This window comes from Jiella sp. M17.18, from assembly GCF_041027365.1.
Taxonomy (GTDB): Bacteria; Pseudomonadota; Alphaproteobacteria; order Rhizobiales; family Rhizobiaceae; genus VKMB-3413.
On record NZ_JBFTEH010000007.1, the window covers coordinates 254238 to 271735 of the forward strand.

Annotated in this window: 21 protein-coding genes; 5 read left to right on the forward strand and 16 right to left on the reverse strand. The window is 68.5% G+C overall.

Features of this window, described 5'->3' with window-relative positions:
* The first annotated feature begins 73 nt into the window (after window positions 1–73).
* Entirely contained in the window at window positions 74–811 is a 738-nt protein-coding gene (lipB, locus tag AB5S17_RS15010) for a lipoyl(octanoyl) transferase LipB (protein WP_369240737.1), read from the forward strand.
* Window positions 812–838: 27 nt separating this feature from the next.
* On the opposite strand, the gene AB5S17_RS15015 is transcribed toward lipB, so the two are convergent.
* The 3 genes from AB5S17_RS15015 to AB5S17_RS15025 form a co-directional block, all read right to left on the reverse strand.
* The gene (locus tag AB5S17_RS15015; protein WP_369240739.1) at window positions 839–2353 is read right to left on the reverse strand and encodes an aldehyde dehydrogenase family protein; all 1515 of its coding nucleotides are present in this window, start codon (window positions 2351–2353) and stop codon (window positions 839–841) included.
* Between the two features lie 130 nt (window positions 2354–2483).
* Window positions 2484–2762, reverse strand: a complete 279-nt coding sequence (locus tag AB5S17_RS15020) for an acylphosphatase (RefSeq protein WP_369240741.1) — start codon at window positions 2760–2762, stop codon at window positions 2484–2486.
* Window positions 2763–2811: 49 nt separating this feature from the next.
* Window positions 2812–4839 carry an acetyl-CoA carboxylase biotin carboxylase subunit gene (locus AB5S17_RS15025; RefSeq protein WP_369240743.1) on the reverse strand — a complete coding sequence of 676 codons (2028 nt, stop codon included), beginning with the start codon at window positions 4837–4839 and terminating at the stop codon, window positions 2812–2814.
* A 131-nt stretch (window positions 4840–4970) separates the two neighbouring features.
* On the opposite strand from AB5S17_RS15025, the gene AB5S17_RS15030 reads away from it, so the two are divergent.
* A complete protein-coding gene (locus AB5S17_RS15030; RefSeq protein ID WP_369240745.1) occupies window positions 4971–5330 on the forward strand; it encodes a helix-turn-helix domain-containing protein in 360 nt (119 codons plus the stop codon).
* 52 nt (window positions 5331–5382) lie between these two features.
* Here the strand turns inward: AB5S17_RS15030 and AB5S17_RS15035 are convergent, their stop codons facing one another.
* On the reverse strand, window positions 5383–6336 hold the full coding sequence (locus AB5S17_RS15035; RefSeq protein WP_369240747.1) for a DMT family transporter: 954 nt from the start codon (window positions 6334–6336) through the stop codon (window positions 5383–5385).
* 77 nt (window positions 6337–6413) lie between these two features.
* On the opposite strand from AB5S17_RS15035, the gene AB5S17_RS15040 reads away from it, so the two are divergent.
* The gene (locus AB5S17_RS15040; RefSeq protein WP_369240749.1) at window positions 6414–6863 is read left to right on the forward strand and encodes a YaiI/YqxD family protein; all 450 of its coding nucleotides are present in this window, start codon (window positions 6414–6416) and stop codon (window positions 6861–6863) included.
* A 3-nt stretch (window positions 6864–6866) separates the two neighbouring features.
* Here AB5S17_RS15040 and AB5S17_RS15045 read toward each other — a convergent pair whose 3' ends face one another.
* Together AB5S17_RS15045 and AB5S17_RS15050 are read right to left on the reverse strand one after the other, a co-directional pair.
* Window positions 6867–7421 (reverse strand): isoprenylcysteine carboxyl methyltransferase family protein, encoded by a 555-nt coding sequence (locus tag AB5S17_RS15045; RefSeq protein WP_369240751.1) that lies wholly within the window; start codon window positions 7419–7421, stop codon window positions 6867–6869.
* Complete coding sequence (locus AB5S17_RS15050) at window positions 7414–8469, reverse strand: type III polyketide synthase (RefSeq protein ID WP_369240753.1); 1056 nt, start codon at window positions 8467–8469, stop codon at window positions 7414–7416. The genes AB5S17_RS15045 and AB5S17_RS15050 overlap by 8 nt, the downstream gene beginning before the upstream one ends.
* A 172-nt stretch (window positions 8470–8641) precedes the next feature.
* On the opposite strand from AB5S17_RS15050, the gene AB5S17_RS15055 reads away from it, so the two are divergent.
* Complete coding sequence (locus AB5S17_RS15055) at window positions 8642–9481, forward strand: cytochrome b/b6 domain-containing protein (protein ID WP_369240755.1); 840 nt, start codon at window positions 8642–8644, stop codon at window positions 9479–9481.
* The gene (locus AB5S17_RS15060) at window positions 9481–10263 is read left to right on the forward strand and encodes a molybdopterin-binding protein (RefSeq protein WP_369240757.1); all 783 of its coding nucleotides are present in this window, start codon (window positions 9481–9483) and stop codon (window positions 10261–10263) included. Before AB5S17_RS15055 ends, AB5S17_RS15060 begins: the two co-directional genes overlap by 1 nt.
* A gap of 296 nt (window positions 10264–10559) precedes the next feature.
* Here AB5S17_RS15060 and AB5S17_RS15065 read toward each other — a convergent pair whose 3' ends face one another.
* From AB5S17_RS15065 to crcB, 10 genes are all read right to left on the reverse strand, one after another.
* A complete protein-coding gene (locus tag AB5S17_RS15065) occupies window positions 10560–10772 on the reverse strand; it encodes a hypothetical protein (RefSeq protein WP_369240759.1) in 213 nt (70 codons plus the stop codon).
* Window positions 10753–11049 (reverse strand): hypothetical protein, encoded by a 297-nt coding sequence (locus AB5S17_RS15070; protein WP_369240761.1) that lies wholly within the window; start codon window positions 11047–11049, stop codon window positions 10753–10755. Before AB5S17_RS15070 ends, AB5S17_RS15065 begins: the two co-directional genes overlap by 20 nt.
* Window positions 11050–11055: 6 nt before the next feature.
* Complete coding sequence (locus AB5S17_RS15075) at window positions 11056–12588, reverse strand: acyl-CoA carboxylase subunit beta (protein ID WP_369240763.1); 1533 nt, start codon at window positions 12586–12588, stop codon at window positions 11056–11058.
* Between the two features lie 254 nt (window positions 12589–12842).
* The gene (locus AB5S17_RS15080; protein ID WP_369240765.1) at window positions 12843–13562 is read right to left on the reverse strand and encodes an ATP12 family chaperone protein; all 720 of its coding nucleotides are present in this window, start codon (window positions 13560–13562) and stop codon (window positions 12843–12845) included.
* A gap of 112 nt (window positions 13563–13674) precedes the next feature.
* Window positions 13675–14361, reverse strand: a complete 687-nt coding sequence (locus tag AB5S17_RS15085; protein ID WP_369240767.1) for an HAD-IA family hydrolase — start codon at window positions 14359–14361, stop codon at window positions 13675–13677.
* On the reverse strand, window positions 14361–15347 hold the full coding sequence (locus AB5S17_RS15090) for an RluA family pseudouridine synthase (protein WP_369240769.1): 987 nt from the start codon (window positions 15345–15347) through the stop codon (window positions 14361–14363). Before AB5S17_RS15090 ends, AB5S17_RS15085 begins: the two co-directional genes overlap by 1 nt.
* A 176-nt stretch (window positions 15348–15523) precedes the next feature.
* On the reverse strand, window positions 15524–15814 hold the full coding sequence (locus AB5S17_RS15095; RefSeq protein ID WP_369240771.1) for a type II toxin-antitoxin system RelE/ParE family toxin: 291 nt from the start codon (window positions 15812–15814) through the stop codon (window positions 15524–15526).
* A complete protein-coding gene (locus AB5S17_RS15100; protein WP_369240773.1) occupies window positions 15804–15992 on the reverse strand; it encodes a hypothetical protein in 189 nt (62 codons plus the stop codon). Before AB5S17_RS15100 ends, AB5S17_RS15095 begins: the two co-directional genes overlap by 11 nt.
* Window positions 15993–16079: 87 nt before the next feature.
* Window positions 16080–16913: an aspartyl/asparaginyl beta-hydroxylase domain-containing protein gene (locus tag AB5S17_RS15105; RefSeq protein WP_369240775.1), complete on the reverse strand. Its 834-nt coding sequence runs from the start codon at window positions 16911–16913 to the stop codon at window positions 16080–16082.
* Window positions 16914–17030: 117 nt separating this feature from the next.
* Entirely contained in the window at window positions 17031–17408 is a 378-nt protein-coding gene (gene crcB / locus AB5S17_RS15110; protein WP_369240777.1) for a fluoride efflux transporter CrcB, read from the reverse strand.
* Window positions 17409–17498 lie beyond the last annotated feature (90 nt).

The following is a 17498-nucleotide window of genomic DNA, read 5'->3' on the forward strand; positions in this document are numbered from 1 at the left end:
GGCGGCCTCGTCATCTCCTGCAGGATGCGCGCCGCCCCTGAAAATCCGTCTGGAACGATGCTAGATTGGCGGCATGGACACCGTATTCAATACGCCGGCGCAATCGCCCCGGCTCGCCGTCACTGCCGACCGATTCTGGCCGGCGTCCGACTCGCCACCGGTCGCATGGACGGTTCTGGAGGGGCTGACGGCCTATTCCGACGCACTGGCCCTCATGGAGAGCCGGGTCGCAGAGATCGCCGCGGGAACGGCCCCCGAGACGGTCTATCTGGTCGAGCATCCGCCGCTCTACACCGCGGGCACGAGCGCGCGGCCCGAAGACCTGCTTGATCCGCGATTCCCGGTCTTCCCCGCCGGACGTGGCGGCGAATACACCTATCACGGACCGGGCCAGCGCGTGGCCTATGTGCTGCTCGACCTGAAGCGCAGGCGCGAGGACATCCGTGCCTTCGTCTCGGCGCTGGAAGCCTGGATCATCGCGACGCTCGCCGATTTCCAGGTCCGGGGCGAGCGGCGCGAGGACCGCGTCGGCGTCTGGGTGCAGCGGCCGGAGCGGGCGCACGGCGCCGATGGCGCCGTCGCGGAGGACAAGGTCGCGGCGATCGGCATCCGGGTCCGCCGCTGGGTGACCTTCCACGGCATCTCGCTCAACGTCGATCCGGACCTGTCGCATTTTTCCGGCATCGTGCCCTGCGGCATCCGCGGCCACGGCGTCACCAGCCTCGCCGACCTCGGCATCCTCGTCTCGATGCCGGAGGTCGACGGCCTGCTGCGGAAAAACTTCGAAGCGGTGTTCGGGCCGACCGCCTGACCGAGCGGTGGTGGCGGAGCGTTCGGCTCAGCCGCCGGAACTCGCAGGGCCCTGCGGATCGAGCACGCGCGCATCCAGCGGATAGGGGCGCGGCGCGTGCTGCACCGAGACCCACTGCTCGGTGGTGAAGGCGTCCACCGCCCAGCGGCCGTTGAACCGGCCGATGCCGCTGTTCTTCTCGCCGCCGAACGGGCTGAACGGCAAGTCGTTCACCGGCTGGTCGTTCACATGCGCCATCCCAGCCTGGATCCGGCGGGCAAAGCGCACGCCGCGCTCCAGATCGCCCGAGAAGACCGCCGAGGACAGGCCATAGTCGGTGTCGTTGGCGATCCGCAGCGCATCCGCCTCGTCGGCGGCACGAATCACCGGAGCGACGGGCCCGAAGATCTCCTGCCGGTGCAGCGCGCCCTCCGGTTCGACGCCGGCGAAGACATGCGGCGGCAGCACGAGACCGTCTGGGTCGCCGCCGGCCATCTGCCGGTAGCCGGCCGCGCGCGCCTTGCCGATCGTCTCCTCAACGCTCTCCAGCTGCTTGCGGTTGATGATCGGGCCGATGACCGTCTCGGGATCGTCCGGGCCGTTCATCTTCAGCGCCCGCACCGCCGCCGCATAGCGCTCGACGAAGTCGTCGTAGATCGGCGCTTCGACGACCAGCCGGTTGGCGATCATGCAGATCTGGCCCTGGTGCAGGAACTTGCCGAAGACCGCCGCCTTCACGGCGAGATCGAGGTCGGCATCGGCGAGGACGACCATCGGGCTGTCGCCGCCGAGTTCCAGTTCCAGCCGCTTGATGGTGTCGGCCTCGTAGGCGAGCTGGCCGATGCCGCGCCCGACCGGCGTCGAGCCGGTGAAGGAGATCACCCGCGGGATCGCATGCTTGACGAAGGCGTCGCCGATCTCGCTGCCGGGGCCCGGCACGATGTTGAGGATGCCCGGCGGCAGGCCCGCCTCCTCGAACAGCTTGCCGAAGATGAGACCGCCGGTGATCGGCGTGTCCGAGGCCGGCTTCAGGACCACGGCGTTGCCGACCGCCATGGCCGGGGCGACCGAGCGCGCGGAAAGCTGCAGCGGCCAGTTCCAGGGCGAGATCACCCCGACGACGCCGACCGGCTTGCGGTAGACGCGGCTTTCCTTGCCCGGCGTGTCGTTTGGCAGGATGGCGCCTTCGACGAGATAGGGCAGGCTCGCCGCCTCCAGCATCACGCCGTTGACCGCCTTCCACTCCAGCGCCGCCTTCAGCCGCGTCGAGCCGGCCTCCCTGACCAGCCAGTCGATGATCTCGCCGCGGCGCGCCTGCATGATTTGCGCCGCCGCGGCAAAGATCGCTGCGCGCTCCGAGGGCAGCTTGGCGGCCCATTCCGGCTGCGCCTTCTGCGCGGCCTGATAAGCGGCATCGAGGTCGCCGGCATCGGCCTGCGGAGCCTCGAGCAGCGTCTCCTCGGTCCAGGGATTGATGTCGTCTCTCGGCTTTGCGCCGCCGGCGCGCCATTCCCCGGCGATGAAGAGCTTGTCGAAATTCTGGTAGGCGGATGCGGTGGGCATGGCGAATCCCGTCGGTTGGCTATGACCGTCGGCAAACGCGGCAGAGGCAGGCGGGTTCGCTTTCCGATGCTTGGCCGCACACCGGCTGAGGGCGCCCGGTGCAGCGATTGCGTCTCAGCTCGTCCCGACCCTAGCCGGTCGGACGCACCGTCATCCGGCCCTCGACCGGCTCCGCGTCGCCCAGCACCGTCACCGCTTCGACTCGGGCCGCGCGCGGCCCCTCATGCGCCGTGGCGAGCATCGCATCCACGGCGTCCGCCTCGCCGCTGAAGACGGCCTCGACGGTTCCCGAGCGGCGATTGCGCACCCAGCCGGAGAGGCCGAGCCGTTTCGCCTCGGCCTCGCACCAGGCGCGATAGCCGACGCCCTGGACGCGGCCGGAGACCTCGACATGCACGGATTTCCTCATCGCCGACCTTCCTCTCGTTCGCCCCCGAGAGGATAGGCGCGATGCGCTCCTATTCGAACTCCATGATCACGGCGTCGACGGACAGGCTGTCGCCGGGCTGCGCCTTGAGGGCGGCGACGGTCAGGTCGCGCTCGGCCCTGAGGATGTTCTCCATCTTCATCGCCTCGACGACGGCGAGCGTCTCGCCGGCCTTGACCGCCTGCCCCTCGGAGACGGCGATCGAGACGACGAGGCCCGGCATCGGGCAGAGCAGGAGCTTCGAGGTGTCGGGCGGCCGCTTCACCGGCATCAGCCGGTCGAGTTCGGCGACCCTCGGCGTCATCACCCTCGCCTCCAGCCAGACGCCGTCGAGGAACAGCGCGACACCGTTCAGCCGGTCGCGCACCTGCGCCGTGACGACCACGCCGTCGACCGTCCCCGTCCAAGGCGATTCGCCCGGCTGATAGCCGGTGGCGACGGCGGAGCGCTGGCCGCCGCATTCGACAGAGAAGGCCTCGCCGGCGGGCAGTTCCTGGCCAGCCGGCTCCCCTGCCCGCTCCACCGCGACGCCCAGATAGTCGCCCTCGATCTTCGCCACCCAGTCACGCGGCAGGGTGCCGGAATGCGGGCGCAGCCGGTCGATATGGCGGTCGAGCCGGCGCTTGCGGGCGATCTCGATCGTCGTCGCGACGATCGCCGCCTTGCGCTTCGTCTCGGGGCTCGGCTCCGGCTTTTCGAACCCGTCCGGATATTCCTCCGCGATGAAGGCGGTCGACAGCCGGCCCTCGCGCCAGCGCGGATGGCGCATCAAGGCGGCGAGGAAGTGAATGTTGTGCTCGATGCCGTCGATCTCGAAGGCACCGAGCGCCCGCCCCATCGCGTCGACGGCCGCCTCGCGGGTCGCGGCATGGGTGCAGAGCTTGGCGATCATCGGGTCGTAGAACATCGAGATCTCCGAGCCTTCCGTCACGCCGGTGTCGTTGCGCACCGTCGCCTCGCCGACGAGGCCGGGGGTCGGCGGCCGGTAGCGCGTCAGCCGGCCGATCGAGGGCAGGAAACCGCGGAACGGGTCCTCGGCATAGATGCGGCTCTCGATCGCCCAGCCGTTCAGCCGAACGTTCTCCTGCCGGATCTCCAGCGGCTCCCCGGCGGCGATCCGGATCATCGCCTCGACGAGGTCGATGCCGGTGACGAGCTCGGTGACGGGGTGCTCCACCTGCAGGCGGGTGTTCATCTCCAGGAAGTAGAAGTTCTTCTCCCGGTCGACGATGAACTCCACCGTGCCGGCGCTCTGGTAGTCGACGGCCTTGGCGAGCGCGACGGCCTGTGCGCCCATCGCCGCACGCGTTTCCTCGTCGAGGAACGGTGACGGCGCCTCCTCGACGACCTTCTGGTTGCGCCGCTGGATCGAGCATTCGCGTTCGCCGAGGAAGATCGCGTTGCCCTGCGCGTCGGCCAGCACCTGGATCTCGATGTGCCGGGGATCGACGACGAACTTCTCGATGAACACCCGGTCGTCGCCGAAGGAGGATCGCGCCTCGGAGCGGGCGCGGTCGAAGCCGTCGCGGCATTCCCGGTCGTTCCAGGCGATGCGCATGCCCTTGCCGCCGCCGCCGGCGGACGCCTTGATCATTACGGGATAGCCGATCTCGGAGGCGATCCGCACCGCCTCGCCGGCGTCCTCGATGATGCCGAGATGGCCGGGCACCACGTTGACGCCGGCAGCCTCGGCGAAGCGCTTCGATTCGATCTTGTCGCCCATGGCGCGGATCGCCTTCGGCTTCGGGCCGATGAAGGTGATGCCGTTGTCTTCGAGAAGCTCGCAGAAGGATGCGCGCTCGGAGAGGAAGCCGTAGCCGGGATGGACGGCCTCGGCCCCGGTCGCCCGGCAGGCTTCGAGGATCGTCTCCGCCTTCAGGTAGCTCTCGGCCGCCGGCGCCGGCCCGATATGCACCGCCTCGTCGGCCATCGCCACATGCACGGCCGCCCGGTCGGCATCGGAATAGACCGCCACCGTGCGGATGCCCATGGCTCTGGCGGTGCGGATGACGCGGCAGGCGATCTCGCCGCGGTTGGCGATCAGGATGGTCTTGAACATGTCGGGACGGCGGCTCCGGGACGCTGAGTGACCAAAGGCAAGGCATCGGTTTTGACCTTTGCACGAAAATCCCGCAAGCCGGGGGACGGACAAACGAGGGTGCGAAGCGAACCGGAAGGGGATTGCCGGCGATGGACGAGCCGATCATGCGGACCGACGACGACACGATGGGCGGACGGATCCAGAGGATGCGCGGCAAGCTCGGCCTGTCGACCGCCGAGCTCGCGAGCCGGGTCGGCGTGAAGGCCGAGACGATGCGCGGCTGGGAGCGGGACCGGGCGGAGCCGAAGCCCTCGAAGCTGGTCCGCCTCGCCGAGGCGCTCGGCGTCGGGCCGGCCTGGCTGATGGCCGGCTATGGCGAGGCGCGCCAGGAGGTCGATCCGGACGCAGCCACGGTGGCGCTGAAGCTCGAGGAACTCTATCGCCGGCGCGACGCGATCGAGGCGGAGATCGCGCAGCTGGAAGCGCTGGTCGACGCGACGACGGGCTGAGGCGTCGCCAGTCCGGCTTCCGCGCGCCGCGCCCTGCCCGACCTCGCCGGCCTCAGTGCTCGGCCGGGGCGCGCTGGGCCGCCAGCGACAGCCGCCGCTCGCGCAGATAGATGAACAGGCCGGAGCCGACGATGATGGCGATGCCGAGGAACTTCGGCACGTCGGGCAGATCGGCGAAGAGGACATAGCCGAGGAAGATCGCCGAGACGATCTCGATATAGCTGAACGGCGCGACCAGCGAGGCCGGCGCGAGCCGGTAGGCCTCGATGAACATCAGGTGGCCGAGCGTCCCGATGAGCCCCATCACGAGGAACAGCGCGAACGCCGCCGGCTCCCGCGGCCAGACGAGGTCGAGATCGGGAATGGTGAGGGCGAAGCCCGCCAGATGCAGCAGCGCCAGCAGGGCCGCGCCGCCGAGCCCGGCATAGAACAGCATGGCGAGCGCGCCGGTGCCGCGCGAGACCCGGCGCGACAGGATCAGATAGAAGGCGACGGCCGTCGCCGCCGCGACCGGCAGCAGCGAGGCGAGACCGAAGGCGGCGTAGCTCGGGCGGATGATGATCAGCGCGCCGGCGAAGCCGACGAGGACGGCGAGGATCCGCCGCCAGCCGACGGTCTCCTTCAGAAACAGCGCCGAGAGCAGCGTGACGACCATCGGCTCGATCAGGAAGACCGCCGTCGCGTCCGCCAGCGGCATGAACTTCAGGCCGCCGAAGAAGGCGATGCCGCCGACCCCGAGCAGCGCGCCGCGCAAGAGGTTGACCTTGAGGTTCCGCGTCTTCAGGCCGTTCCAGCCCTGGCGCAGGAGGATGATGGGCAGGATCATCGCCGCCTGAAGCGTGAGGCGAACGAGCGAGACCTCGCTCGGCGGAAGCTGGTAGGTGGTGACGAGGATCTTGCCGAAGGCGTCGAGCAGCGGGATGAAGGCCGACGCCGTCGCCATGATCACGATGCCGCGCAGGGCTTCGGCGGGTGTGTTCTCCAGGCGGTCGATGATCGTGCTCATGGCGTCTCATGCCAGAAGTCCGGCGCCGCGGCTATGGAGAAGCGGTGCCGTCAGGAACCGATGGAAATGGAGGATGCTTGGCGAAACTTCTGATCGATGCCGACGCCTGCCCGGTAAAGGACGAGGCGATCGAGATCGCCGTGCGGCACGGCGCGGAGGCGGTGCTGGTCTCGAACGGCGGCATGCGCCCGTCGCGCTATCCGGATGCGCGCATCGTCACGGTCGCGGAAGGGCCGGACGCCGCCGACGACTGGATCGTCGAGGCGGCCGAGGCCGGCGACCTGGTGGTGACGGCGGACATTCCGCTCGCGGCACGGGCGCTCGACAAGGGGGCCGCGGTACTCGGACCGACCGGCCGCGAGTTCACGCCCGAGACCATCGGCAACGCGCTGTCCATGCGCGCCTTCAAGCAGCATCTGCGCGAGACCGGCGAATCGAAGGGCTACAATGCGAGCTTCACGCCTGCCGACCGCTCGCGCTTCCGCCAGAGCCTCGACCAGATGTTCAAGCGGGCCGGACGCAGCTGAACGCTACCCCGGCTCCGACGCTCGGAGACGCCCCCGCGTGTGCTGGCGCAACGCCCGCTCCTCCGCCGGGATGCGGATCGCCAGAACGCCGGCGTTGAGCAGGCTGAAGGCGATCGCCAGCGCGTACAGTCCGAAGACGCAGGGCAGGAGCGCGATCTCCAGGACGACGACGGCATAGTTCGGATGCGGGAAGAAGCGGTAGGGCCCCTTCGCGACCAGCCGCTCGCCGGGCTTCACCAGGATCCGCGTCGTCCAGCGGCGGCCGATCGAAGCCAGCGTCCAGAACCGCAGCGCCTGCACGAGCGCGAAGAGGACGAGCGGCAGGGTGAGGACCGGTTGGCCGAAGGCGAAGATCCAGAGGAGGATCAGCCAGGCCGCATGCACCGCGACGATCAGCGCATAGTGCGGCGCCGCCACCTCGATCGCGCCCTCGGCCAGGAGCCGGGCCGTGTTCCGCCGCGCGATCCACAACTCGCCGAGCCGCTGCAGCGTCACGTAGCCGAGGATCGCTGCCGTCGCCCAGAGCGGTGCGCCGGCGCCGAGCGCCGCGTCAGGCATCGAGGCGGACGAAGCTGCCGGTGAAGCCGGGCCCGAGCGCCGAGACCAGCGAGCGGCCCGGCAGCCCCTCCTCCAGCTTGCGCTGCAGGACGAAGAGCACCGTCGGCGCCGACATGTTGCCGAAGTCGCGCAAGGTCTCGCGCTCGACGTTGAGCGTGCCCTGCGGCAGCGCGAAGGCCTGCTCCAGCGCCTCGACCACCTTGGCGCCGCCGGGATGGAAGGCGAAGCCCGACAGATCGTCCAGCGCCTCGTCCTGCCGCTCCAGGAACGCGGCCACGGCCGGCCGCATCTTCTGCGAGACGAGGTCGGGGATCGAGGCGGAGAAGATCGCGCTGAAGCCGACGGGATCGACCTGCCAGCCCATCACGCCGAGCGTCTCCGGCCACAGATGCTCGCCGGACGAGACCACCCGCGCGCCCTCGCCCTCGTCCGCCGTCAGCACGAGTCCGGCGGCACCGTCCCCGAACAGTGCCGTCGCGACGATGTTGCTCTTGGTCAGTTCGTCGTCCCGGAAGGCGAGCGTGCAGATCTCGACGGCGACGAGCAGCACCTTGGAGCCCGGATCGGCGCGGGCGAGCCGCGCCGCGAGCGAGAGCCCCGTCACGCCGCCGGCACAGCCGAGGCCGAACACCGGCACCCGCCGCACGTCCGGCCGGAAGCCGAGCGCGGCATGGGCCCGCGCCTCCAGCGACGGGGTCGCGATGCCGGTCGAGGAGACGGTGACGACGGTATCGATCTCGCCGGCCGTCACGCCCGCGGCGTCCATCGCCTGCGACGCGGCATCGCGGAAGAGATCGGTCGCGCCGTCGAGGTAGGCTTCCGTGCGCTGTTGCCAATTCTGTGATCGGTGAAACCATTCGAAGGGCTGTACCGAATAGCGCTGTATGATCCCGGTGTTCTCGAAGACCGGGCGCAGGCGCTCGAAATCGCGGAACCGGTTGCCGAAGGTCTCGGCGGCATGCGCGACGACCTCGCTCTGCGGCAAGGCATGAGGCGGCACCGCGGTCGCGATTCCCGCGATCCGGGGCATCAGATGGGAGACGGGCATGCAGGACGGTTCCTCGACTGGGCTGTTTCAGCGCAACCGGTTGAAAACGCTTTTGTTGCCGACCGCCGGTACACGAATGCGTCAGGACGGCGGCCTCGTCGCCCGCGGGGCGACCGCACGAGCGGTGCCTTCCGGAGCCTTCGCCCGGACCGAGGAGTCGGCCGCGGACGACTTGCCGAACCGGACCGGCGCCGCGGGCACAACGGAGGCCGGCGGCAGGCTGATCTACCGCCAGCGCCTCGCCACCCGCATCACCCACTGGCTGTGGGCGGTCACCCTGTTCTTCATGCTGCTCTCCGGGCTGCAGATCTTCCAGGCCCGGCCGGACCTCTACATCGGCCAGCAGTCGGGCTTCGGCTTCGACAATTCCATCCTGTCGATCGGCGCGGTCCAGGCGAATGACGGCTCGATTGCCGGGCGCACAGTGCTCTTCGGCCACGGCTTCGACACCACCGGCTGGCTCGGCGCGGTGCGCCAGGAGGACGGCAGCCTCGTGCCGAGCACCTTTCCCGGCTGGATGACCATCCCGGGATACCGGGACCTTGCGACCGGCCGCGTCGTCCATTTCTTCTTCGCCTGGGTGCTGGTCGGAACGCTCATCGTCTGGCTGATCGCCAGCCTTCTCAACCGCCACGCCGGCGAACTCGTCCCGCGCGGCCGGGACCTCCAGAACCTGCCGCGCGACATCGCCGACCACGCCCGCCTTCGCTTCCACCACGACGGGCGCTACAACGTCCTGCAGAAGCTCTCCTACGCCTCCGTCCTGTTCGTCGCGCTGCCGCTGATGATCGCGACCGGCCTCACCATGTCGCCGGGCATGGACTCCTGGGCGCCCTGGCTGCTCGACCTCTTCGGCGGCCGCCAGACGGCGCGCACGATCCATTTCGTCGTGATGCTGGCGCTCGTCCTCTTCTTCCTCGTCCACATCCTCATGGTGGTCCTTGCCGGGCCGCTGAACGAGCTGCGCTCGATCGTCACCGGCTGGTACCGCACCGATCCGGAGACCGAGTGATGGCGAAGTTCGAACTCAACCGCCGCCGCTTCCTGACCGGCGCCGCGGTCGCCTCCGCTGCCCCCCTTTCCGGCTGTTTCGACTTCACCGGCGACCGCGACGGCACGGTCCGAAACGCGCTGGAGGCGGCGAACTCGCTGACCTACCGGGCGCAGCGCTTCCTGCTCGGCTCCGACAGCCTCGCGCGGGAATATTCGGCGAGCGAGATCCGCCAGCCGCAGCGGCCGAACGGCTCGACCGACCCGCAGGACCCCGACTATCTCCAGCTCGTGCAGACGAACTTCGCCGACTACCGCCTGACGATCACCGGGCTCGTCGACAAGCCGTTGTCCCTCTCGCTCGACGAGATCCGGGCGATGCCGGCGCGCAGCCAGATCACGCGGCACGACTGCGTCGAGGGCTGGAGCTGCATCGCCAAATGGACCGGTACGCCGCTCGGCCCCGTGCTCGACCAGGCCGGGGTGAAGCCGAGTGCGCGCTACGTCGTCTTCGGCTGCTACGACACGATGGAGAACGGCTTCGCCGGTCCGATCAAATACTACGAATCGATCGACCTCCTCGACGCCCGCCACCCCCAGACGATCCTCGCCTACGGCCTCAACGACCAGACCCTGCCGGTCTCGAACGGCGCCCCCTTGCGCATCCGCGTCGAGCGCCAGCTCGGCTACAAGATGGCGAAATACATCAAGGCGATCGCCGTGACCGACACGCTGAAGCCCTATGGCCGGGGGAACGGCGGCTACTGGGAGGACAACGGCTACGAGTGGTTCGCGGGGATTTGAGGCTGCGGGTCCGGGATGGCCCTCATCCTCGGACTTCGCCTCTCATGCGCGCGTCTCCGTCTCCCCTCGCGAACGCGCGACATCCGGCGAAGCCGCCGTTCAGCGCTTCCAGATACGAGTGCCGACATCGACGCTTCGTCATCCTCGGGCCCCGTCCCGAGGATCCAGTTGCGGCCTCACACGCTGGAGACACTCGGAGTCCGGGCCCAGCAGTCGAAATCTGCAGCGCGGTTCTGGATCCTCGGGACGAAGCCCGAGGATGACGACGCCCCTCCGGACTTGCGTTGGGCGGAAGACTATTCCGCAGCCTCCCGACCCTCAGTCTTCATGACGTACGCGACGCAGTCTCGCCAATCCTGGAGCGCGGCCGGATCACCGGACACCCCATCCTCGAAAAGCTGCAGATCGCTGAGCAGCGCACCGACATCGTCGGCTCCCGTCCGCTCCCAGTAGCGCTTGAGGAACTCGAACATCGCACGGTAGGCTTGGTCAGTCGTCAGTTCGGCCATGACCCGGCTCCTTTGCCGACAGTCCCGTCAGCGCGTTGAACGAACGATGTTTCTCGTTGATGCCACCGTTGCGGATATAGCCATTCCTGACGAGAACCCAAACCTGCCCTGTTCCGATCACGCGGGCGTACCATGTGGATCCGAATTGGTCCGATCCGAGCAGAAAGCGAGGAGCGACCGTGTCCAACAGCAGTTGCCGATTGCTCGGCGTGTCCCGAAGATGCCCCTCCGAGCCTCGAAAGATATGTCGGAGACTGGCAGGATTGAACTCCGCCATCTCTCCTCACAACGGAATGTTGTCGTGCTTCTTCCAGGGGTTGTCCAGATCCTTGTTGCGCAGCATGGCCAGCGCCCGGGCGATCCGGCGGCGGGTCGAATGCGGCATGATCACCTCGTCGACATAGCCGCGCTCGGCGGCGACGAAGGGTGAGAGGAACCGCTCTTCGTATTCGCGGGTATGCGCGGCGAGCTTCTCCGGATCGCCCGCTTCCTTGCGGTAGATGATCTCGGCCGCGCCCTTGGCGCCCATCACGGCGATCTGCGCCGTCGGCCAGGCATAGTTGACGTCGCCGCGCAGGTGCTTGGAGGCCATGACGTCGTAGGCGCCGCCGAAGGCCTTGCGGGTGATCAGCGTCACCTTCGGCACGGTGGCCTCGCCATAGGCGAACAGCAGTTTCGCGCCGTGCTTGATGAGCCCCCCCTGCTCCTGCGCCGTGCCCGGCAGGAAGCCCGGCACGTCGACGAAGGTGACGACGGGGATGGAGAAGCAGTCGCAGAAGCGCACGAAGCGCGCCGCCTTGCGCGAGGCGTCGGAATCGAGGACGCCGGCGAGCACCATCGGCTGGTTGGCGACGATGCCGACGGTGCGGCCTTCGATGCGGCCGAAGCCGGTGACGATGTTTTTCGCAAAGGCCGCCTGGATCTCGAAGAAGTCGCCCTCGTCGACGGTCTTCGCGATCAGCTCCTTCATGTTGTAGGGCTTGTTGGCGTTGTCCGGCACCAGCGTGTCGAGCGAGGCGTCCTCCGCAGTCACCGACTGGCTGTATTCCAGCTGCGGCACCGGCGCGGTGTTCGACGAGGGCAGGAAGTCGATGAGACGCCGCATCTGCAACAGCGCCTCGACGTCGTTGTCATAGGCGCCGTCGGCGATCGAGGACTTGACGGTGTGGATCGAGGCGCCGCCGAGTTCCTCCGCCGTCACCGTCTCGTTGGTCACGGTTTTCACGACATCCGGCCCGGTGACGAACATGTAGGAGGTGTCACGCACCATGAAGATGAAGTCGGTCATCGCCGGCGAATAGACGTCGCCGCCGGCGCACGGGCCCATGATCACGGAGATCTGCGGGATGACGCCGGAGGCCAGCACATTGCGCTGGAAGATCTCGGCATAGCCGCCGAGCGCCGCAACGCCCTCCTGGATGCGCGCCCCGCCGGCATCGTAGAAGCCGATGATCGGCGCGCGGTTGCGCAGCGCCAGATCCTGCACCTTCTGCACCTTCTCGGCATGGGCTTCCGACAGCGAACCGCCGAAGACGGTGAAGTCCTTGGCGAAGACGAAGACGGTGCGCCCGTTCACCGTGCCCCAGCCGGTGACGACGCCGTCGCCGGGCACGTGCTGCTCGGCCATGCCGAAGTCGGTCGCGCGGTGCTGCACGAACATGTCGAACTCTTCGAACGAGCCCTCGTCGAGGAAGACCGTGAGGCGCTCGCGCGCGGTGAGCTTGCCCTTCTCGTGCTGGGCGCCGATGCGGCGCTCCCCGCCGCCCGCCCGCGCCCGCTCCCGCCGCGCTTCCAGTTCCGCCAGCATGTCGCGCATTCGCCCGTTCCTCCGCGTGTCCAGCGTCTCCGTTGCGGAGAGACGCCATGCTCCGCCGTCTGTCTAGCGCATCCGGGGATGAGGTGCAGCAGGCAGTGGCGCCACGGCCGACACCGCGTTCTTCTCCCCCGGGGGGAGAAGTGCCCGGCAGGGCGATGAGGGCGTCGTAGAGCAGCCGCTGAAAGAACAGGCTGCGGGCGGCGCGGCCGGTACCGACTTTCGGCCCCGGCGGCTATGCCAAGCAATGAGACGGGTCACACCGCCTCGAGAATCAGCGCCGCCGCGCGCATCTCCTCCCAGCGAAGCGCCCGCCTTGCCATCGCCTCTTCGTCGGCGCCCCACTGCTCGATGTTCCAGTCCTCGTCGAGATGCGCCAGCTCCCAGGCCTCCTCGGCCGAGACGCGGCCGCCCGCGAGCGCCAGCGCGATCAGCGCCGAGCCGGTCAGCGTCGTCGCCTGGTGCAGCGCGGCGATGCGGAATGCCTCGGTCTCCGCCGCCAGATGCCGGCGCACCGCCGCGAGCGAGGCTTCGGGCTGCGCCACATGCATGACACCCTCGGCGAGGAGGAACCGCGCGCCGAAGGCGTCATGCGCCCAATCAAGGATCGGGTCCCAGCGCTGCCGCTGGCGCTCCACCAGCCGCTCCGGCCCGTCGGCGCGGTAGAACAGCATGTCGGTCTCGGCGTAGCGCCCGATATCGTCCCGGACCGGGTCCGGATTCGGCACGATGCCGTCGACGATCGTGTTGACGAGGCGGGTCATCGGCATGGTCGCGGGGTCGATCCGCTCCTCCTGCGCCGCAAACTCCGCAGCGACGGCCTCGGCAATCGCGCGCACCGGCACAGCCAGCGGCTGGCGGGCCGGCGTCTTCACGGGGCGGCCGTCGAGACGGACGGTGAAGCCGCCCTCGGCCTCCGCCGCTTCCGCCGACTGGTAGAAGCGCTTCGGCAGTTCCGGCCGGGCGATCTCGGACATTCGGTCACCTCTTCTGCGGTTCGCGTGGAATGTCAGCGTTGCGGCACAGGCCGCCGGGATGCAACGGCATTTTCCGCCTCGAAGACCCGAGACGAACCGTCTGCGTCGGCCCTCAAGCCGTCGCAGCTGTCCGGGCGCCGGCGAGCCAGTCTCCGATCAGCCGGTCGAGAGCAGCGACATCCTCGGCGACCGCGAAGGCGCCGGCGGAGAGCAGCCGGTCCGCCTGATGCGTGCCCCAGGCGACGCCGAGCGCCGCCGCGCCGGCCGAGCGGGCCATCTCCATGTCGTAGATCGAGTCGCCGACCACCAGCGCATCGGTCGTCTCGAGCCCGAGTTCCGCGCAGCACTCCTCGACCATCGCCGGATGCGGCTTCGACGGGCAGTCGTCGGCCGTGCGCGAGGCGATGAAGACGTGGCCCATGCCGTGCTCCTCGCAGATCGCGGCAACGCCGCGTCGCGACTTGCCGGTGACCATGCCGAGCGCGACGTCCTCGCGCGCCGCCAGCCGGTCGATGAGGTCGCGCATGCCGGGAAACAGCGTCTCTCGATGCCCGGCCTCGGCCCGCGTCGCGTGGAACGCCTCGCGATAGGCCGCGGCGAGCCGCGAATGATCCGCATCGACGCCATCCGGATGCAGCCTGGCCATCGCGACTTCCAGCGACAGGCCGATGATCGCCTTCGTCGCCGCATCCTCCGGCTCGGGCAGCCCCTCGGCGGCGAAGGCCCGGCGCATCACCGTGCAGATCGTCGCAAAGCTGTCGGCGATGGTGCCGTCGCAGTCGAACAGGATCGCCTTCATCAGTCGGCGAGCTCCGCCTCGTCGAAGCCGAAGAGGTTGAAGGTCTGCACCATGTGCTGCGGCAGCGGCGCGATCTGGTCGATGACGCCGCCGTCTGGATGCGGGATGACGATCCGCCGCGCATGGAGGTGCAGCCGCTTCTGGACGCCGCCGGGAAATTCGAAGTTGGTGTCGGCCTCGAAATATTTCGGGTCGCCGAGGATCGGGTGGCCGAGATGCGTCGCGTGGACGCGCAGCTGGTGGGTGCGCCCGGTATAGGGCTCCATCTCCAGCCAGGCGAAGTTCTGCGCCACCTGGTCGACCACCCGGTAGTGCGTCAGCGCGTGGTCGGCGCCGGGCTCGCCGTGCTTGGCGATGCGCATGCGGTCGCCGTCCGGCGTCTGCTCCTTGACGAGATAGGTCGAGATCCGCCCCTCGTGCGGCGCCGGCACGCCCTTCACGATCGCCCAATAGTGCTTCTTGGTGTCGCGCTCGCGAAACGCCTTGGTCAGCGCCACCGCCGCGCCGCGGGTGCGCGCGACGACGAGGATGCCGGAGGTGTCGCGGTCGAGCCGGTGGACGAGCCGCGGCTTCTCGCCCTTCTTGTTGCGCCAGGCCTCCAGCATCTTGTCCACATGGCGCGAGACTCCCGATCCGCCCTGCACGGCGAGGCCGGCCGGCTTGTTGAAGACGAAGACCTTGTCGTCCTCGTAGATCAGCATCTGCGAGAGCACGTCGCCGTCGTGGCGGTCGCGCATGGTGTTCGCGGTCAGCGGCCTGGTCGAAACGTCCTTGGCGTCGGAGCCGACCGGCGGCACGCGGATCATCTGGCCCGGCTCGACCCGCGTGTCGGATTTCGCCCGGCCGCCGTCGACGCGAATCTGGCCCGAGCGCAGCAGCTTCTGCAGATGGCCGAAGCCGAGGCCGGGATAATGCAGCTTGAACCAGCGGTCGAGCCGCAGCCCCGCCTCGTCCTCCTCGACCCGTCGCTGCTCGACCGATGCCATCCGTTGTCCGCCTTGCTCGTCTGTCCTGCCGGACGCGGAATGTCGCCGCTGCTCCCGGTGTCAGCGCCGTGTCCTAACCAAGCGAGGAGCAATCGGCAACGCTGCTCCACCGGACTGATCGCCGCGACGGTCGACCGGCCGTCTCATGAGAAGCGCCCGACCTGTCGAGACCCGTTCTACACGTCGTCCGGCGGATATCTCAGCCGCCCGTGCAACACCCGTTCCACATCGATGTGGTAGGCATCGGGCAGGCTGTAGACGATGCGGAACGGCGTCCGCGGCACCGTCAATTCCCGCGTTCCCGGAACCTCGCCGTCCCGCCCGAGGAGCGGAAAGACTTCCAGCTGATCGAAGGCGGCGAAGATCGCGCTCACGATGCGCCGATAGCCTTGCGGGCTGCGCGGACGAAGATAGCCGCGCAGGATCTGCGGATCGGCGACCGCATCGTCGGAAAGCCTAAGATGCATCCACGTCGAAGGTCCGGCGCACCTGATCGAGCGAGGTGTACGTCATCTCGCCCTGCGCCTTCTTGGCGAGGGTCCTGTCGATCTGCTCGTTCATCCAGGCCCGATGCTCCGGCGTCACCTGCCCATCGGGGAGAGGCTGAAGGAAGCCGTCGAGCTCTTCTGTTCGAAGATCGTCCATGGCAACCTTCTAACCGAAATCGCAGCCTCGGGAAAGCAAGCGGGCAGCGGTCTCTTCTGCCGTGCCGGCCTTCCGGCCTCCGCCCCCTCAGGCCGGCGTCTTCGCCGCTTCGCGGCGCCGGTCGATCATCTTCCAGTTCTTGTAGAACATGGTCTTGATCTTGTCGGCGATCAGCGACACCACGCTGAGCAGCGCCGAGAGCAGGCCCGGCACCGGGCTCGGGCGGATGACGTCCATGAAGACGTTGTAGCGGCGCGCGTCCACCTCGTTGACCGACTGGTGGAACAGCGTGTCGTCGAAGATGTAAAGCGGGTCGTCGCGCCACAGGTGCTTGCGGCCGTTGCACTCGATGAACACCCGGTCGCTGTCGGCCGGGGCGAGGTTCAAGAGCACCCGCAGCGTCAGCCGCAGCGGGCCGTAGTGCCAGGTGGTCGATTCCTTGCCGGAGAAGACCGAGACCGCGATGGTGCGGACGTATTTGAAGTCGCGGTTGAACTCCGGGACGTTGTCGACGAAGTGCTTGCCGTACCACTGGTAGACATACATGCCGCGCCGCCCCTCGGCGAACTGCGAATCGATGTCGGCGATGATCTCGCTCTTGCGGGTCCGAAAGGTGTTCAGCACCGTCTCGATCTCCTCGCGCCAGGCCGGCGGGAAGTCGTCGAGGGTCCAGACGCCCGGATTGCGATAGCTGACGAGGTCGATCAGGAGGTTGAACGGCGACAGCAGCCAGGTCGGGATGCCGTTGCCCATGAAGTAGCGGCTGTACATCAGCTTCGTCTTACCCTTGTTGCGGGCGACGTCGATCAGGCCGGCCGCGATCCAGACGAGCGCGACGATCGGGATCAGCCACAGGCAGAGCACGAGAACCGGGATGGCGATGGCGAAGCGGCGGATCGCCTTCTTCTGCTTGCGGGTCATGGAACGTCCTTGGAGATTGGCGGCCTTGCGGCAGGTCCTTGCCGCGTCTTCACGGCGAAAGCGAGACTCGCCGATGCTGCCGGGCGGAGATTATCCGTTCACGGCGGCGGATCGGCATCACCCGATGGCGCGCACCAGTCCGAGCCCCGCAAACAGCGCCGCAATGCCGAGGAGCAGCGTCCCCGCGACATAGGCCGCCGCCAGAGCGAGATCGCCGCGCTCGTATAGCACCGCGGTGTCGAGGGAGAAGGAGGAGAAGGTGGTGAAGCCGCCGAGGAAGCCGGTGGCAAGGAACAGCCGCAGTTCGGCCGATGCCCCGAGACGCTTTGCCAAGGTCTCGACGAGCACCCCCATCAGGAAGGAGCCGACCACATTGACGAAGGCGGTTCCCCAGGGAAATCCGGCGCCCAGGAGCCGGACCGCGGCAAGACCGGCGAGATGACGGAGCGCGGCTCCGAGGCCGCCGCCCGCCGCGACGATGAGTACTTGAAGCATGCCCCCCCTATAGCCGGGCGCGGCCTCGCGTCAAAGCCAGGACCGCCGGGCGAGACGGGCAGTGAGGCGTCGGCGCGGCGGCCGGATTGC

Bases quoted from the DNA above. Each gene is read 5' to 3' on its own strand.
- AB5S17_RS15070 (WP_369240761.1), bottom strand. From the start codon at position 11,049: ATGGCGGAGTTCAATCCTGCCAGTCTCCGACATATCTTTCGAGGCTCG.
- AB5S17_RS15045 (WP_369240751.1), bottom strand. From the start codon at position 7,421: ATGCCTGACGCGGCGCTCGGCGCCGGCGCACCGCTCTGGGCGACGGCA.
- AB5S17_RS15085 (WP_369240767.1), bottom strand. From the start codon at position 14,361: ATGAAGGCGATCCTGTTCGACTGCGACGGCACCATCGCCGACAGCTTT.
- AB5S17_RS15095 (WP_369240771.1), bottom strand. From the start codon at position 15,814: ATGCATCTTAGGCTTTCCGACGATGCGGTCGCCGATCCGCAGATCCTG.
- AB5S17_RS15020 (WP_369240741.1), bottom strand. From the start codon at position 2,762: ATGAGGAAATCCGTGCATGTCGAGGTCTCCGGCCGCGTCCAGGGCGTC.
- AB5S17_RS15050 (WP_369240753.1), bottom strand. From the start codon at position 8,469: ATGCCCGTCTCCCATCTGATGCCCCGGATCGCGGGAATCGCGACCGCG.
- AB5S17_RS15030 (WP_369240745.1), top strand. From the start codon at position 4,971: ATGGACGAGCCGATCATGCGGACCGACGACGACACGATGGGCGGACGG.
- AB5S17_RS15015 (WP_369240739.1), bottom strand. From the start codon at position 2,353: ATGCCCACCGCATCCGCCTACCAGAATTTCGACAAGCTCTTCATCGCC.
- AB5S17_RS15080 (WP_369240765.1), bottom strand. From the start codon at position 13,562: ATGTCCGAGATCGCCCGGCCGGAACTGCCGAAGCGCTTCTACCAGTCG.
- lipB (WP_369240737.1), top strand. From the start codon at position 74: ATGGACACCGTATTCAATACGCCGGCGCAATCGCCCCGGCTCGCCGTC.
- AB5S17_RS15075 (WP_369240763.1), bottom strand. From the start codon at position 12,588: ATGCGCGACATGCTGGCGGAACTGGAAGCGCGGCGGGAGCGGGCGCGG.
- AB5S17_RS15065 (WP_369240759.1), bottom strand. From the start codon at position 10,772: ATGGCCGAACTGACGACTGACCAAGCCTACCGTGCGATGTTCGAGTTC.
- AB5S17_RS15060 (WP_369240757.1), top strand. From the start codon at position 9,481: ATGGCGAAGTTCGAACTCAACCGCCGCCGCTTCCTGACCGGCGCCGCG.
- crcB (WP_369240777.1), bottom strand. From the start codon at position 17,408: ATGCTTCAAGTACTCATCGTCGCGGCGGGCGGCGGCCTCGGAGCCGCG.
- AB5S17_RS15035 (WP_369240747.1), bottom strand. From the start codon at position 6,336: ATGAGCACGATCATCGACCGCCTGGAGAACACACCCGCCGAAGCCCTG.
- AB5S17_RS15105 (WP_369240775.1), bottom strand. From the start codon at position 16,913: ATGACCCGCAAGCAGAAGAAGGCGATCCGCCGCTTCGCCATCGCCATC.
- AB5S17_RS15025 (WP_369240743.1), bottom strand. From the start codon at position 4,839: ATGTTCAAGACCATCCTGATCGCCAACCGCGGCGAGATCGCCTGCCGC.
- AB5S17_RS15100 (WP_369240773.1), bottom strand. From the start codon at position 15,992: ATGGACGATCTTCGAACAGAAGAGCTCGACGGCTTCCTTCAGCCTCTC.
- AB5S17_RS15090 (WP_369240769.1), bottom strand. From the start codon at position 15,347: ATGGCATCGGTCGAGCAGCGACGGGTCGAGGAGGACGAGGCGGGGCTG.